The 13,359-nt window shown below is 70.2% G+C and carries 15 protein-coding genes and 1 pseudogene; 6 read left to right on the top strand and 10 right to left on the bottom strand.

Translation table 11 applies throughout. The annotated features are described in order from the left end of the window. Window positions 1-285 precede the first annotated feature (285 nt). Together AC5DRG_RS09255 and AC5DRG_RS09250 are read right to left on the bottom strand one after the other, a co-directional pair. The gene (locus AC5DRG_RS09255; RefSeq protein ID WP_491809515.1) at window positions 286-870 is read right to left on the bottom strand and encodes an Rv1733c family protein; all 585 of its coding nucleotides are present in this window, start codon (window positions 868-870) and stop codon (window positions 286-288) included. A gap of 355 nt (window positions 871-1,225) precedes the next feature. After that, window positions 1,226-1,930: a CBS domain-containing protein gene (locus tag AC5DRG_RS09250; RefSeq protein ID WP_491809514.1), complete on the bottom strand. Its 705-nt coding sequence runs from the start codon at window positions 1,928-1,930 to the stop codon at window positions 1,226-1,228. Window positions 1,931-2,184: 254 nt separating this feature from the next. Between AC5DRG_RS09250 and AC5DRG_RS09245 the strand changes: the two genes are divergently transcribed. Together AC5DRG_RS09245 and AC5DRG_RS09240 are read left to right on the top strand one after the other, a co-directional pair. Further along, window positions 2,185-3,270 carry a zinc-dependent alcohol dehydrogenase family protein gene (locus AC5DRG_RS09245; RefSeq protein WP_491809513.1) on the top strand — a complete coding sequence of 362 codons (1,086 nt, stop codon included), beginning with the start codon at window positions 2,185-2,187 and terminating at the stop codon, window positions 3,268-3,270. 6 nt (window positions 3,271-3,276) lie between these two features. Continuing rightward, window positions 3,277-3,963 (top strand): helix-turn-helix domain-containing protein, encoded by a 687-nt coding sequence (locus tag AC5DRG_RS09240; protein ID WP_491809512.1) that lies wholly within the window; start codon window positions 3,277-3,279, stop codon window positions 3,961-3,963. Window positions 3,964-4,578: 615 nt separating this feature from the next. Here AC5DRG_RS09240 and AC5DRG_RS09235 read toward each other — a convergent pair. The 6 genes and pseudogenes from AC5DRG_RS09235 to AC5DRG_RS09210 all read right to left on the bottom strand — a co-directional run bounded on the left by AC5DRG_RS09235 (window position 4,579) and on the right by AC5DRG_RS09210 (window position 8,026). Next, on the bottom strand, window positions 4,579-4,857 hold the full coding sequence (locus AC5DRG_RS09235) for a hypothetical protein (RefSeq protein ID WP_491809511.1): 279 nt from the start codon (window positions 4,855-4,857) through the stop codon (window positions 4,579-4,581). Window positions 4,858-4,971: 114 nt separating this feature from the next. Then, window positions 4,972-5,109, bottom strand: a pseudogene (locus AC5DRG_RS09230) (ABC transporter ATP-binding protein); the annotation flags it as partial. Between the two features lie 100 nt (window positions 5,110-5,209). After that, entirely contained in the window at window positions 5,210-5,590 is a 381-nt protein-coding gene (locus AC5DRG_RS09225) for a hypothetical protein (protein WP_491809510.1), read from the bottom strand. Further along, window positions 5,587-6,252: a DUF4389 domain-containing protein gene (locus AC5DRG_RS09220; protein WP_491809509.1), complete on the bottom strand. Its 666-nt coding sequence runs from the start codon at window positions 6,250-6,252 to the stop codon at window positions 5,587-5,589. The genes AC5DRG_RS09225 and AC5DRG_RS09220 overlap by 4 nt, the downstream gene beginning before the upstream one ends. Before the next feature lie 184 nt (window positions 6,253-6,436). Continuing rightward, a complete protein-coding gene (locus AC5DRG_RS09215; RefSeq protein WP_491809508.1) occupies window positions 6,437-7,363 on the bottom strand; it encodes a universal stress protein in 927 nt (308 codons plus the stop codon). 213 nt (window positions 7,364-7,576) lie between these two features. Continuing rightward, window positions 7,577-8,026 (bottom strand): OsmC family protein, encoded by a 450-nt coding sequence (locus AC5DRG_RS09210; protein WP_491809507.1) that lies wholly within the window; start codon window positions 8,024-8,026, stop codon window positions 7,577-7,579. Between the two features lie 259 nt (window positions 8,027-8,285). On the opposite strand from AC5DRG_RS09210, the gene sqr reads away from it, so the two are divergent. From sqr to AC5DRG_RS09190, 4 genes are all read left to right on the top strand, one after another. Further along, window positions 8,286-9,527: a type III sulfide quinone reductase, selenoprotein subtype gene (gene sqr / locus AC5DRG_RS09205; protein ID WP_491809506.1), complete on the top strand. Its 1,242-nt coding sequence runs from the start codon at window positions 8,286-8,288 to the stop codon at window positions 9,525-9,527. Between the two features lie 16 nt (window positions 9,528-9,543). Next, window positions 9,544-9,861 (top strand): TusE/DsrC/DsvC family sulfur relay protein, encoded by a 318-nt coding sequence (locus AC5DRG_RS09200; protein ID WP_491809505.1) that lies wholly within the window; start codon window positions 9,544-9,546, stop codon window positions 9,859-9,861. A 30-nt stretch (window positions 9,862-9,891) separates the two neighbouring features. After that, the gene (locus tag AC5DRG_RS09195; protein ID WP_491809504.1) at window positions 9,892-10,365 is read left to right on the top strand and encodes a DsrE/DsrF/DrsH-like family protein; all 474 of its coding nucleotides are present in this window, start codon (window positions 9,892-9,894) and stop codon (window positions 10,363-10,365) included. A gap of 334 nt (window positions 10,366-10,699) precedes the next feature. Further along, window positions 10,700-10,840: a hypothetical protein gene (locus AC5DRG_RS09190; protein WP_491809503.1), complete on the top strand. Its 141-nt coding sequence runs from the start codon at window positions 10,700-10,702 to the stop codon at window positions 10,838-10,840. A gap of 102 nt (window positions 10,841-10,942) precedes the next feature. On the opposite strand, the gene AC5DRG_RS09185 is transcribed toward AC5DRG_RS09190, so the two are convergent. Both AC5DRG_RS09185 and AC5DRG_RS09180 read right to left on the bottom strand, forming a co-directional pair. Beyond that, a complete protein-coding gene (locus tag AC5DRG_RS09185) occupies window positions 10,943-12,298 on the bottom strand; it encodes a PP2C family protein-serine/threonine phosphatase (protein ID WP_491809502.1) in 1,356 nt (451 codons plus the stop codon). A gap of 413 nt (window positions 12,299-12,711) precedes the next feature. Further along, entirely contained in the window at window positions 12,712-13,296 is a 585-nt protein-coding gene (locus AC5DRG_RS09180) for an Rv1733c family protein (RefSeq protein WP_491809501.1), read from the bottom strand. Window positions 13,297-13,359 lie beyond the last annotated feature (63 nt).

Genomic DNA, 13,359 nt, shown 5'->3' with positions numbered 1-13,359 from the left:
GGAAGTGCGGAGGCGGGTGCACCCGGTCGCGACGTCAGGAGACCACCGGGCCCAGCGGGTCGGATAGGGCCGAACGGCCCTGGGGGACCCGGGCCGTTCGGCTACCGGGCCGCGGTGCGATACTGGCGCATTTCCCGGCCGCGCACCTCGCCGCCCTGGCTGGCCGCCGGAGCGCGTGGGTGAGTGTGCCGTAGCGGAACTCGCTGTGGTGATTCTCGGCCTCCGCTTCCGGGGTCGTGCCCGCCAGGGCCGGCCAGCCTGCTGTCATGGCCAACCGGTTCTGGCTCAGGTGGTCTTGCGAATCCACTGCGGTCCGACCTGGTCCCACTCCCGGCCCCACTGGTCGATGCGCCGCCGGTCCAGCCGACAATGTGCGACGCGCCCGACCGCGTACGTCACACCGCCGACCCCGAGTGCAGCTGCGGTACCCACGTATCCCGCATACACGGTGGCCTGGGCAGCAGTCGTCGGCTCCGCGGTGAGTTGCCCCTGGCTGTCCAACCAGATCTGCACCCTCGAACCGGCCTTGTGTCCCGGGTCCACCTTGGCCTCGCCAGTGTGCGTGGAGCCGTCCGCGGCGGTCCAGCGGACCTTGGCGCGGACCTGCTCGTGGCTTGTTCCCGCCTCCGTCACCAAGGCTGCCGGGGTGCCCTCAAGGAGTACAGCCGGGACGGAGTGCCGCCCGGCGCGCTGCTGCGCGAGGGACTCGGCGACGGCATGCCCGGCGACCAGGCCGGCGAGCGTGCCGCCCAGCGCGATGACTGTCCACACAGCCAGCACGACCCATGCCTCGACGACGTCGTCGTGGCGCCGCAGCGGGTTGCTCCGCCACCGCCACAGCCTCCGCTTCGTAAGAGTGTCCCTGCGCATCGGTCCGCACCTCCTCATGGGCACTGCCAGGTCATCAGCACTAGGAGAAAGGTGGCATTCGGGGACGGCACCGGACATGGGCCTGCCAGGCAGTGCGCATGGGGCCGTTTGGGGGTCAACTGATGTTCAGTAATGGGCCGTTCAGCCCTGCCGGGCACGGTCCAACCCATCACGATCTTGCGGCGGGGAACGGGGGAGGCGCGACATCACCGTGCGAAGAGCCGTGACGGTGGCATGGGCAGAGGGGCGGTCGGTCCGCCTGAGGTACCGCTTAGCCCCGCTGCGCGTTGGACCCTCCCGTCGGGAGCGCAGCGGCGAGCCACCCGGCGGGCCCTGTGCCGCATTCCGCACGCCTTCAGGGCGAGAGCTGAGCGCGACGTGGGGAACCGCCGTCCGTGGTCGGGCTGCCGCTGTCGTCGACCTTGAAGTCCAGGTGCTCGGAGACGTCGACCACCCCGTCCACACCGCGGCACAGCCGCAGGGCGACCGGTATGACGCTCTTGCGTTCGACGGTGCCGCGCAGGGTGACCCGTCCGTCGACGACATGCACGGTCACAGCGGTGGGCGGGACGCCCAGCGTGCGCATCAGCACGTCCCCGGTGATCTCCTCGCGGATGGCACGGTCGCCGCGGAGGAACACCCGCAGCAGGTCGGCGCGGCTGACCACGCCGATCAGCCGACCGGACTCGTCCACCACCGGCAGTCGCTTGACCCGGTTGCGCTCCATCGCCTGGGCCGCCTCGACCACCGTCCACTCGGGGCGCGCTACGACGGCCGGGCTGGTCATGAGCCCTTCCGCCGTGGTCGCGTCCGCCTTCGTGCGCTCGGCGGATTCCGGGTGCAGGGCGGGCAGGAGTCCCGTCGGGTCGAGTCGGCTCGCCTCCTTGCGCAACAGGTCCGCTTCGGAGACCACCCCGAGCGGCCTGTCGGTGTCGTCCACGACCGGAACGGCCGTGATGTCGTGCTCCGCGAGCAGCTTGGCGATCTCCGTGAAGGTCGCGTCCTGCCGCACGCTCACGACGTCCGTCGTCATCAGCTCGCTCACGATGCGGTGCCGCATGGCTGCTGCCTCCTTCGGCGTTGCCCCTCTCCAGTTTCCGGCAGCTCGGGCCGATCTCGTAGGGGCCCGTGGGCCACACCTGAGGCCGCCCGGCCCTGCTCGGCCGGGCAATGGGGGCCGAGCGGCCCATGCGGGCAGCTTCTGCCCGGGTCAGGATGGAGTTGAGGAACCGTTCCGGCCGCGAGGAGGTCGCCCTGCGGCACCCCCGCCGTGACGGGAAGCCGCGGCCGGAAGAGCAGGGAAGAGGGATCGTCATGAAGGCACTGGTCTTTCGCGGCCCCGGACAGTCGGCGTGGGAGGACGTCCCGGACCCCGGGATCGAGGACGCCACCGACGCGATCGTCCGCGTCGACGCCGTCACCATCTGCGGCACGGACCTGCACATCCTCAAGGGTGACGTGCCGGAGGTACGCCCCGGTACGGTCCTCGGCCATGAGGCAGTCGGCGAGGTCGTCGAGATCGGCGGCGACGTACGCACAGTGAGTCCCGGCGACCGGGTGCTGGTCTCGTGCATCACGGCGTGCGGCCGCTGCCGCTTCTGCAAAGAGAGCGCGTACGGGCAGTGCCGCGGCGGCGGAGGCTGGATCCTCGGCCACCTGATCAACGGCACGCAGGCCGAGTACGTCCGCGTGCCCCACGCCGACCTGTCCGTGCACCCGCTGCCCGGCGCGTTGGACAGCAAGGACGCAGTGCTGCTGGCCGACATCTTCCCCACCGCCTACGAGGTGGGCGTGCTCAACGGACGCGTACGGCCCGGAGACACGGTCGCCGTGGTCGGGGCGGGGCCTGTCGGACTCGCCGCGATCGCCACGGCACAGCTCTACACACCCCAGAAGATCATCGCCGTGGACCCCGCCCCGGCCCGGCTGGACGCGGCCAAACAACTCGGCGCGGACGCGGTGGCCGCCGCCGCGGGCGACGAAGCCGAACAGCTGGTCGCCGACCTCACCGAGGGACTCGGCGCCGATGTGGTGATCGAGGCGGTCGGGGTGCCGGAGAGCTTCGAGATGTGCACGCGCATGGTGCGCCCCGGCGGACATGTGGCCAATGTCGGCGTGCACGGCAAGCCCGCGACCCTGCACCTCGAGAACCTGTGGATCAAGAACGTGACGATCACCACCGGGCTGGTCGACACGTCCTCCACCCCCACCCTGCTGCGCATGATGGCCGCCGGCCGCCTGCAGGCGGTGTCGATGGTCACCCACACGTTCCCGTTGGACCAGATGGAGGAGGCATATGACGTCTTCTCCCGGGCCGCCGACACCGGCGCGCTCAAGGTCGTCCTCGGCGGGCAGCCCCACGACACCGTGGCCGTCAGGGCGGCCGACCCAGGGAAGTGAACGACCATGTCCGACCAGACACACCCGACCGGCGCGGCCGCAGCACTGGTGTCGCCACACGGCGACATCGGCAGGCGCATCGAGCGGCGACGCGAGGAACTGGGCCTCTCCCTGAGGGAAACGGCCGAACGGGCGGGCACCGCACCCGGATACATCCGGTATCTGGAGGAACAGCCGACCGCCGCGCCGGGCATCGGCCTCCTTGTCAGGCTTGCCGACGCACTGGAGACCACGGTTGCGGCCCTGCGCGGAGGCGACGCCGATCTGCCGCCCGGAATCGGCCGGGCGGCCTTGCACCCTCAGTGGAACGCGCTGACCACCGAGGAATGCTGGGCGCGGCTGGCGACGCACGGCGTGGGACGCCTCGCTCTGTCCACGCCCGAGGGCCTGGTCGTCGTCCCCGTCAACTACAGCGTTATCGACGGCGCGGTCGCCTTCCGCACCGCGCCCCACACGACGCCGGCGGCGGCTGCGGGAACCCAGGTCGCCTTCGAGGTCGACCGCATCGACGACGCGCTCAGCCAGGGCTGGAGCGTGTTGGTCCGTGGGCCCGCCCGGGAGGTGACGGACCCCGATGCCGTACGTCGGCTGGACGAGTTGGCGTACAGCGGTCCCTGGGCGGGCGGCGAGCGCAACCTATGGGTGCGCATCGACCCCGTGGGCATCACCGGGCGCGAGATCACCGTGCGTTGATTCCATGCCCGGTGGACCGGTCGGCTGGCAGTGGACTCCACGCGGGACGAGGACGGAACACAGCCGCGATGGCCGACCGCCGAAGGCGCGGGGTCAGGCCGGCAGAGCGACGTCGCGGCGGCGGAGCGACACTGTGCCCGCCACGGCGAGGACCACGGAGACCGCGACCAGAGCCGTGAGGGGAGTGGCAGGTCCAGGCTCGGGCCGAACAACGGACCGAGCAGGACGGATCTCATAGCGCGGCGGTTCCTGGGCGGCGGCCACAGGGGGCTCGGGATCGTTCAACGATCCTTCAATACCCGTCTATGGAGAGAAACGCGACCTTGGAAGGTGTCCGCCAGGTTCACTTTTTCCTGCGATTCACGAGAAAAGAACCGCTAGGGCTTTTGAACTGGCTTACCGGGGCGGCACTATGCGTATTTGAGGCGCTGAACGGGGGTCTCCAGCCGACGACTTGGCGGCTACAGGCTGGCGTTCGCGCTCTAGACGGTAATCCCGGGAACCAGACCCTCAGATCTGTCACCTACGGGGGAGTGCAGGCACGCCGGGCGTGTCGCTCGTTTCCTCCAGAGGCCCCCTCTGTGACACCACAGGGGGTCTCGTCATGGTCAAGCTCTAACCGTCCAGCTCGCCGGAGACAATCTTGGCGTACAGCTCCTGTGGAGTGGCTGGACGCTCTTCCTCGCGGTCTTGCTCCCGTTGGGCGCACTCCGCCTTCATCTCATCCATGTCATAGAAGACGTAATCGGAGTCCTTCCAGTCGGGAGGCGTCCACCCCTCCGGTATCTGGCCCTTCCGGGCGATCGTCACTGGTTGACCCGCCACTGGCGACCGGGGCCGCTCGGGCTTGCGGTCGTCGAGCGGAGGGGGTCCATTCGCGTTGTCTGCTGCCATACCTCGACCGTAAGACGCCCGATGCAAGGCGTCCATGTGTCACAGGGCGTAAGGAGCCGACCATGCACCGGCTGTTTACCCCGGTCACAGCCGCAACGATGTGGCCCTCAGGCCCGTAATCGGGTTGTCGGCGCCGTTCGGCCCCAGGAAGCCGTGCACTTCGCCCGTGGCGACGGTGAGGTCGAGGCGGTCGAGGGCCCGAGTCGGGCCGAACTCCTTGATCAGACCGGACACCGCAATCGCTGTGGACACGTTCCTTCACCTCATCACATGTGCCGCACGTCGGACCGGGAACGGCGGACGGCTGGGCCACTCGCGGCAGTACCGCATGGCCTGGGCGGCCGGCAGTGGTTCAGTACAGGGAGCCGGGCCAGGCGGATGCCACCGCGACGAGGACGCCCACGTCGAGCAGCACGCCGACGCTGAGCCACGGGTCGAACCAGATCGCCTTGAGGACAAGCCCGCTTGAGGCCGCGACCAGAGCTGCGGTCGGCCACCAGCCGCTGCCCGCGAGCACCCCGGCGCCGGCGACGACGTACACGAGAGCCGTGTACCAGGCCAGCGCCAGGGCCGCGGCCTTGGCCGGCGCGGGCGAGACACGGGCCGCTGTGAGCGCCCACGAATGTCCGGGGTCGAACGGGGACGGCTTCTCGGGCTGCTGCGGCGCGGTCCAGACGCCGGGGTGCAGCAGCCCGTGCACGATCAGGAACGCTGCCATCAGAAAGGCGGTCACGACAGCTCCTCCGGTTCGCCCGGTTCGGTGCCGCCCATGTCGAGCCGGAACGGCGGGTAGGTGTCCGTCATCAGGGCGGCGTAGGCGGCGACCCGGAGCACCCACCGGTTGAGGCCGAGGATCAGGTCGAACAGGCCCTTCGGGTACTTCTCGGTGAAGGCCATGGTCACGGCGGCGATCACCGCAAGCACCGCGACCAGCCCGCCGTCCCACCAGCCGAGGTGCCAGCCGCCGAGGAAGAAGCCGACGACGATGTAGTGCGGGATGGCCAACAGCCACCACTTCACCAGCACCAGGCCGCGGGAGAGGTGTTCGGGGTAGGCGATGTCCAGCCGGGCCGGGTAGTCGGGCTCCTCACCCAGGCTGAACGGTGGATACCGGTCGGTGCCCAGAGCGCCGTACGAGTAGTACGCGACCCGCCAACTCCAGCGCAGCACGCCGAGATTGAAGTCGAACAGGGTGCGTGGATAGCGCTCGGTGAACAGGATGGCGAAGAACGCGATCACGCTCACCACGGTGAACGCGATCCAGAGGAAGAACAGCACCACGTAGTGCGGGATGACCAGGATCCACTTCACCAGCCACAGCCAACGGGACAGCGGCGCGTCGAGGACCGCGCTCACCCGAACCGGACGGTCCGGTATGCCGGCCAGGGTTGTCATGGTGATCAACTCCTTCGGCCCCGGCGGGTGCCCGCCGGGTTGGGCTTACTACCAGCGTGGCCGCCGACCGGGTACCGCCAGGAGGGCCGTGTGGGTCCGTCCCGGAGGCCATCGGTCCCGGCTGCACCCATCAGTCGGCTTTTCAGCGGACGCCAGGGACGAGTCGGACGGCTCGCCACTCACGTCAGTCGCCGGAACCGGCGGACGACGTGACCGGTACCAGGACGACGGGGCTGTGGGCGTGGTGGAGCAGGGCGTGCGTAACCGGGCCCAGCTGCAGTCCGAGTCGGCCCGTGCGGCGGTGGGCGGCCACGACGACGAGGTCGGCCGTGACGGTTGCCTCCACCAGGGTGCGTGCCGGTCCACCGCGCACCGAGTCGAGGTCCACCTCCACCCCTGGGTGTTCCTCTCGTAGCCGGGCCACTGCGTGTGCGGGGACGGCCTCCTCGCTCTGCGAGCGGTGGTTGAGGTCCGCCTGCATGTGTTCGGTGGGCATCGACGTCAGGCCGGCGGGCGCCAGCTGTCGGTACGTCCAGGCGTGCAGTACCTGCAGTCGTGCCTTGCGGCGGGCGGCTTCCTCGAAGGCGAACGCGGCCGCCTCGGTGTCGGCGTCGCTTTCCAGGCCGAGCAGGACCCGGTCGTATCCGAGTGCTGTGCGGGCCACCTCGCGGTCGCCCCGGACGACGAGCAGCGGGCTTTCGGTGTGGGCGGCGACCCGCAGGCTGACCGAGCCGAGCAGAAGGCCGGTGAAGCCGCCGTGGCCGCGGGTGCCGACGACGGTGAGCGCGGCGTCCCGGCCCAGCCGGACCAGTGCCGAGGCCGGATCCTCGGAGACGGCCCTGAACACGACGTCCAAGTCGGGAACGCGCTCCAGGGCTCGCGCGGCGGCGGATGCCAACAGGTCGGTGGCCGCGTCGATCGATGCGTCGTTGTCGCTCTTGTCCCCCGACCATCCGTGCACGATCTCCAGTTGAGTGCCGCGGCGCTGGGCTTCGTCGACGGCCTGGTCCAGGGCGAACAGGGAAGGATCGGAGCCGTCCACTCCGACGATCACGCGGCCGTGCGGCGTTTCCGCCCCGGGGGTCTCCTGCCCCGCTGCTGGTGTGTCCATCTGCCGTGTCCCTCCAACCCTTTGGGCGCGGCGCTCTGCCGCCTGTTCAGCAGCCTGACGGTTTCTCTGAGCGTTGCGCTTGGGGCCGTTCGGTCCTACCCACAGGCCGAAGGGCCAGTCCGCAGGGGAGGGGATCAGACGTCGGTGGGCAGGCCGGTCAGCCCCGACGGATGCGCTCCAGGTGCGGCGATGCGGGTGGTGTGAGTGGCGTGTTCATGGCTCCAGCGCGATACCGATCTCGGGTGGCTGGTGGAGCGTGTTGTGGACGGTGCAGTGCGAGGCGACGGCGAGCAGGGCCGCGCGGCGCTGCTCGGACAGTCCGGGCGGCGGGGTGATGGTGACCTGGACGGCCGCGACGCGGGCCGGACTCTCGGTGGCCATCGTGAACTCCGTACGGACCCGCAGCCCGGCGCGGTCCAGGTCGTGGCGCTGGAGATAACGGCCGGCGTAGAAGGCGACACAGGTGGCCAGGGACGCGGCGAACAACTCGGTGGGGGTGGGCGCGATGTCCTCGCCGCCAACATCTTTGGGCTGGTCGACCAGGAGCCGATGTCCCCGTACCGCGACGGCGTACACGTCGCCGTCGACATGGGTGACCTCGAGCCGGTGCCCGTCCGCCTCCGGAAGCCGTGGGGTGGTGGTCTCCGTTCCTGTCCGGGTCATGACCGCGCCTCCTCGTCAGTGTCCACTGCTGTCGATCTCCAGTGGAGCGCGGGCAGGGCGACAGCGGGAGAGGCCGACGGGAGTGGGAAGAGGGCCGTTCGGCCCCACACCGGCGAACCTGGACCGAGATACCCTCCCGGGTATTTCGACATCAGGCTCTCCGTGGTCAGTTCCCCGACCGCAGGCATACCCCCATGGGTAACCAGCAAGGGACCAACGGCCCCTGACCACACGTCAACCCACTCCCGACAGTGGAGTCATGGACAAACGCATCGTGATTCTGGGAAGCGGTACCGCCGGCACGCTCACGGCCAACCGGCTGCGGAGGATGTACGACGAGCGCGAGTGCCGGATCACGGTCGTCGACCAGAACGACGACCATGTCTACCAGCCCGGGCTGCTGTTCGTGCCCTTCGGCCTCGCCCAGCCGCACGCTCTTGTCCGGTCCCGGCCGCGGCAGTTGCACGACGGGATCGCATACCAGCGGGCGGAGATCGACCGGGTGGACCTGGACGCGCAGAAGGCGCACCTCGTCGGGGGCAGGTCGCTGGACTACGACGTCCTCGTGGTGGCGACCGGAGCCACTCTGCTGCCCGAGGAGACCGAAGGGCTCACCGGCCCGGCCTGGGGAGAGAGGGCCTTCACCTTCTACGACCTGCCCGGCGCAGTCGGCCTGCACCACGCACTGGAGCACTTCGACGGCGGCCGGGTCGTGGTCAATGTGGCCGACCTGCCGATCAAGTGCCCAGTCGCGCCCCTGGAGTTCGCCTTCCTCGCCGACTGGTACTTCCAGCGGACCGGGATCCGCGACCGGGTCGAGCTGACCTACGTCACCCCGCTGGACGGAGCCTTCACCAAGCCGGTCGCTTCCAAGACGTTGAGCGGCCTGCTGGAGGAGAAGGGGATCGAGCTGGTCACCGAGTTCACCCTCGGCGAGGTCGACGGCGCGGGCGGGCGGCTGGTGTCGTACGACGGTCGGGAGGTGCCGTACGACCTGGCCGTGGTCGTGCCGCTGCACGGCGGCGCGGAGTACGTCGGCCGCTCCCCGGGCCTGGGCGACGAGCTCGGCTTCGTCCGCGTCGACCAGCACACCCTCCAACACCCCGACCACCCCGCGGTGTTCGCCATCGGAGACGCGGCGGGCCTGCCCGCGTCCAAGGCCGGCTCGGTGGCCCACTTCGAGGGCGAGGTGCTGGCGCACAACGTCGGCCGCTTCCTCGCCGGGCAGCCGCTGGACGCCTCCTACGACGGGCACACCAACTGCTTCGTCGAGACCGGCTTCCACAAGGCCCTGCTCATCGACTTCAACTACGACACCGAGCCGTTGCCCGGCCACTTCCCGGCCGCCGTCGGCCTGCCGCTGCTCAAGGAGTCGCACGCCAACCATCTCGGCAAGCTCGCCTTCGAGTGGCTGTACTGGCACAGCCTGCTGCCCGGCCGGGAGCTGCCCGGCATCGGCTCGGCGATGCCCGAGCGCGGCAAGAGCCACATCCAAGTCTGAGCGGAGGAGAACCGCCATGCCTAACGCCATCTACGACGGCACGTCCGTGACCGTCGACGAGGAAGGTTTTTTCACCGACCCCGGCCAGTGGACCGAGCCCATGGCTGACCAGATCGCCCGTGAGCAGGACATCGAGACGCTCACCGACCGGCACTGGCAGGTCATCAAGTTCATGCGCGCCGAATACGCCACCAAGGGCACCGGCCCCACAGTGCGGGTGCTCGGCAAGGCGTCCGGCGTGAGCGTCAAGGAGCTCTACCAGCTCTTCCCCAAGGGCCCGGCGAAGACCGCAGCGAAGATTGCCGGCATCCCCAAGCCCCGCGGCTGCATCTGATCCGTCCGCCGTACCGAAGGAGCACACGCCATGACCGCCACCGGCACGATCGAGAAGGTCTCGATCATCGTCTCCAAGGGGTCCCTGGAAGGGATCTACCCGGCCCTCATCATGGCCAACGGCGCCCGCGCCGAAGGCATCGAGGCCGACCTGTTCTTCACCTTCTTCGGCCTCGACGCCATCACCAAGAAGCAGTACGACCACATCAAGCTCGCCACCGTCGGCAACCCCGGACTCCACCTGCCCACCCTCCTGGGAGGCCTGCCAGGTGTCCCGGACCTGATCACCCGGTACATGGAACGCAAGATGGCGAAGCTCGACATCCCACCCATCCCCGAGTTCATCGAGATGATCGCCGACACCGGAGCCGGCATCTACGCCTGCAAGGCGTCCGTGGACCTCTTCGAACTCGACAAGGACGACCTCATCGACCAGGTCCAGGGCGTCATCACCGTCGGCGAGTTCTACGAGCACGCGGCCGGCGGCCAGATCATCTACACGTGATCGGCAGCGGCCTGGCAACCGGCGCGCAACGCGTGCCGGCGGTGGTCGCTCCTCCCGACGACGAGTCGTTCGGCCTGGCACATCCCAGGAATGGATGCGCTCTTCCAGCGTGTGCCTCGCCGCATGCCGCGCCGGCCCGCCGAGGCAGCCATGGGCCACGTGGGGCAACTCGGCAGACCATTCCCTTCGCCCCATGGCCGGCCCGGGCGAAGTGGGAGCCGACAACTGGAGCCTCGGGTAGCCCGCGCCCGGGGCCTGCACGGAGACCACCACCCGCGTTCGTTCGGCCCAGCAGCACGTGTCGGACAGGGACGGTGTCCATAGGGTCAGCGTGATGGCGCCCACCCCTCTCCCCACCCTCGGCGTCCGTGGCGGCATCGGAGGCAGCACAGGCCCAGCCGACTTCGAGCGGGCTCTTGGCGCGGGCCTGGCTCTCGGCTCCCTTGTCCTGGCAGCTGCTCGTGCGGCCCGGTGACGCCGCCATTCCGTCGGCCCGCGACGAAGCTGATCACCCAGGGACGGTTGGTCCGATGCCTGTCCCGGCACCGACGCGGCGATCCCGGAGGGGCGGGCGGATTCACCGGTCCTGGTGGTTCCCGGGGCCGGTGGGCGGGATGCGCACGGCAAGAAGGGCGAGGTCGTCGTGGCCGTCGCCGGGGTTGTGGTCGGCCAGAGTGCGGCAGAGCGTGTCGAGGGGCAGCCCGGCATGGGCGGCGGCGGTGGCGGCGAGTGTGTCCAGCCCGGTATCCAGAGGGCGCGCCGGGTGTTCGACCAGGCCGTCGGTGAACAGCAGCACCGTGTCTCCGGGCGCCAGCGGATGGGTGTGGTCGGGGCGCGGCAGCCGGGTGTCGACGCTCAGCGGCACGCCGGGTTCAGCCAGCAGGTAGCGGGTGCGGCCGTCGGCGGTGACGATCAGGGGCGGCAGGTGGCCGGCCGTCGACCAGTGCAGGCGCCAGCCTTGGCCGCAGGGTTCGATGCGGGCCAGGCAGGCGGTGGTGACGGGGGCCTTGGTGATGGAGTGCAGAGTGTCGTCGAGCCGGTTCAGGATCAGGCTCGGCGGGGTGAGCCGGTCGTACAGCAAGGCCCGAAGCATGTTGCGGGTCTGCGCCATGGCGGCCGCCGCTGTCAGGTCGTGGCCCAGCACATCCCCGATGATCACGGCGCACGCGCCGTCCGGAAGCAGCAGGGCGTCGTACCAGTCGCCGCCCAGGTGGTGGCCGGGAGCGGTCGCCGGCCGGTACACCGCAGCCGCGGTGAACGGGGTCAGGTCGGGCAGGGTGGGCAGCAGCAGGCGCTGGAACTGCTCGGCGGACGAGCGCACCTGCTGATACAGCCGGGCGTTCTCGATGGCGATGCCGGCAGCCCCGGCCAGCGCGAGGACGACCGCCGCATCCTGCTCGTCGAACGGTTTGCCGTCGCGCCGGTCGGACAGGTAGAGGTTGCCGTAGATACGCCCGTGCACGCCGATCGCCACCCCGAGCAGGGTCCGCATCGGCGGATGCCCCGCGGGGAAGCCGACCGCGTCCGGATGGTGTGGTATGTCGTCCACGCGCAGCGGTTCGTGCTGCTCGATCAGGTGCGCGAGCAGGCCGTGTCCGTGCGGGGGGTGGACTCCGGCCAGGTCCTGGCGCTCGGTGTCGCTCAGGCCGAGCGGGATGAAGTCCTGAAGGCCCACCCGGTCCTCGTTGAACACGCCAAGAGCGCCATAGTGGGCGTTCGCCAGCTGCATCGCGGCGCTCACGATCTGTCGCAGCACCACTGGCAGCTCCAGCTCCCGGCCGACCGCGAGCACCGCGTCCAGCAACGCCTGCATGCGTCCCTGAGCTCGGGTGAGTCGTTCGACCTGCTCGGCGATGCTGTCCAGGTCCACATCCCGGACCGGGCCAAACGCCGTCGATGGAAGCCGGCGCTGAAGGCTCTCGTCGCCGTTCATCGGCGCCTCACCTCTTCCCGGCCACCCCCGGGGTCCTGCGACCGGATACGGCCACACCGCAAACCCTAGAACACCGGTAGCCCTCCCGCCCCGCCGCGAGCGCAGGCGGCAAGGAGCGGCCTCGGAGGCGAGCGGCACGGGGCGTGCTCCTTTGGCCTCGCGGAACGAAATACGGGCGGGGACACGTTGCCGCACTTCCCGAGTCTTTCCCGTGATCGTTGGCCCTGGCCAGGACGCGATTGTCGCCTGTTCTCTGACTCGCCCGGCGGGCTCGGCAGGCGGCCCGCCGCACCCCGATCACCTTGCCGTGTCGGCCGCACAGCGGACCGCGCTCCGTGCTCGTCCCCGGGGTCGACGGCGAGCGCTCCGGGACACCGGTCAGCGGCGGGTCCACCCGCCTCCCGCCCGGTGCCTTACGCGTGCCGGTGGCCTCGGCGCGAGTCGAGCTCGTCCCAGGCGCGGTCCCACTGCGCCCAGCGGTGCCGGTCCAGTCGTACCCGGGCGACCCACCAGCCGCCCAGCGCCAGCACGCACGCACCTGCCCCGGCGACCGCTCCGACCGCGGCTCCCTGCGCCCTGGCCTGGACCGCGGTCGGCGGCGCGGGCTGAATGCGGCCGGCATCGTCGAGCCACACCGTGGTGGGTTCGCCGGTCCTGCTGCCCGCTGCCACCAAGGCGGTGCCGGACTCGGGAGCGCCGCTTGACGTCGTCCATCGCACGGTCGCCTGCACGTGCTTGTCGGTCGCCGCACCGGAGAACCGCGACAGCGTCGCGGGGGCGTCCTCGACGAGGTGCGCGGTGACACGATGCAGTCCTCGGGCCTGGTCGAGCGCGGAGCGCTCGGCGACGGCCGCCGTCGCCACGCCCACAACTGGCGGGACGAGAAGCAGTACTGCCGCCGCTGCCACGCCGATCCAGGCTTCGGCGATGTCGGAGCGGCGCTTGAGCGGATTGTGCCGCCAGTGCCACCACAACACCCTGCCGTTCCGTTTCAGCATCAGTGCACCCCTCCCTGCCCGACCGGCATGAACTCCACATGGCTACGGTGACCGACCCTTGAT

Source organism: Streptomyces sp. JLBG701 (assembly GCF_058544905.1).
The sequence above is the reverse complement of the archived record's forward strand: the minus strand, read 5'-3'. Positions and strand labels throughout refer to the sequence as shown.

Bases quoted from the DNA above. Each gene is read 5' to 3' on its own strand.
- AC5DRG_RS09255 (WP_491809515.1), bottom strand. From the start codon at position 870: ATGCGCAGGGACACTCTTACGAAGCGGAGGCTGTGGCGGTGGCGGAGC.
- AC5DRG_RS09250 (WP_491809514.1), bottom strand. From the start codon at position 1,930: ATGCGGCACCGCATCGTGAGCGAGCTGATGACGACGGACGTCGTGAGC.
- AC5DRG_RS09245 (WP_491809513.1), top strand. From the start codon at position 2,185: ATGAAGGCACTGGTCTTTCGCGGCCCCGGACAGTCGGCGTGGGAGGAC.
- AC5DRG_RS09240 (WP_491809512.1), top strand. From the start codon at position 3,277: ATGTCCGACCAGACACACCCGACCGGCGCGGCCGCAGCACTGGTGTCG.
- AC5DRG_RS09235 (WP_491809511.1), bottom strand. From the start codon at position 4,857: ATGGCAGCAGACAACGCGAATGGACCCCCTCCGCTCGACGACCGCAAG.
- AC5DRG_RS09220 (WP_491809509.1), bottom strand. From the start codon at position 6,252: ATGACAACCCTGGCCGGCATACCGGACCGTCCGGTTCGGGTGAGCGCG.
- AC5DRG_RS09215 (WP_491809508.1), bottom strand. From the start codon at position 7,363: ATGGACACACCAGCAGCGGGGCAGGAGACCCCCGGGGCGGAAACGCCG.
- AC5DRG_RS09210 (WP_491809507.1), bottom strand. From the start codon at position 8,026: ATGACCCGGACAGGAACGGAGACCACCACCCCACGGCTTCCGGAGGCG.
- sqr (WP_491809506.1), top strand. From the start codon at position 8,286: ATGGACAAACGCATCGTGATTCTGGGAAGCGGTACCGCCGGCACGCTC.
- AC5DRG_RS09200 (WP_491809505.1), top strand. From the start codon at position 9,544: ATGCCTAACGCCATCTACGACGGCACGTCCGTGACCGTCGACGAGGAA.
- AC5DRG_RS09195 (WP_491809504.1), top strand. From the start codon at position 9,892: ATGACCGCCACCGGCACGATCGAGAAGGTCTCGATCATCGTCTCCAAG.
- AC5DRG_RS09190 (WP_491809503.1), top strand. From the start codon at position 10,700: ATGGCGCCCACCCCTCTCCCCACCCTCGGCGTCCGTGGCGGCATCGGA.
- AC5DRG_RS09185 (WP_491809502.1), bottom strand. From the start codon at position 12,298: ATGAACGGCGACGAGAGCCTTCAGCGCCGGCTTCCATCGACGGCGTTT.
- AC5DRG_RS09180 (WP_491809501.1), bottom strand. From the start codon at position 13,296: ATGCTGAAACGGAACGGCAGGGTGTTGTGGTGGCACTGGCGGCACAAT.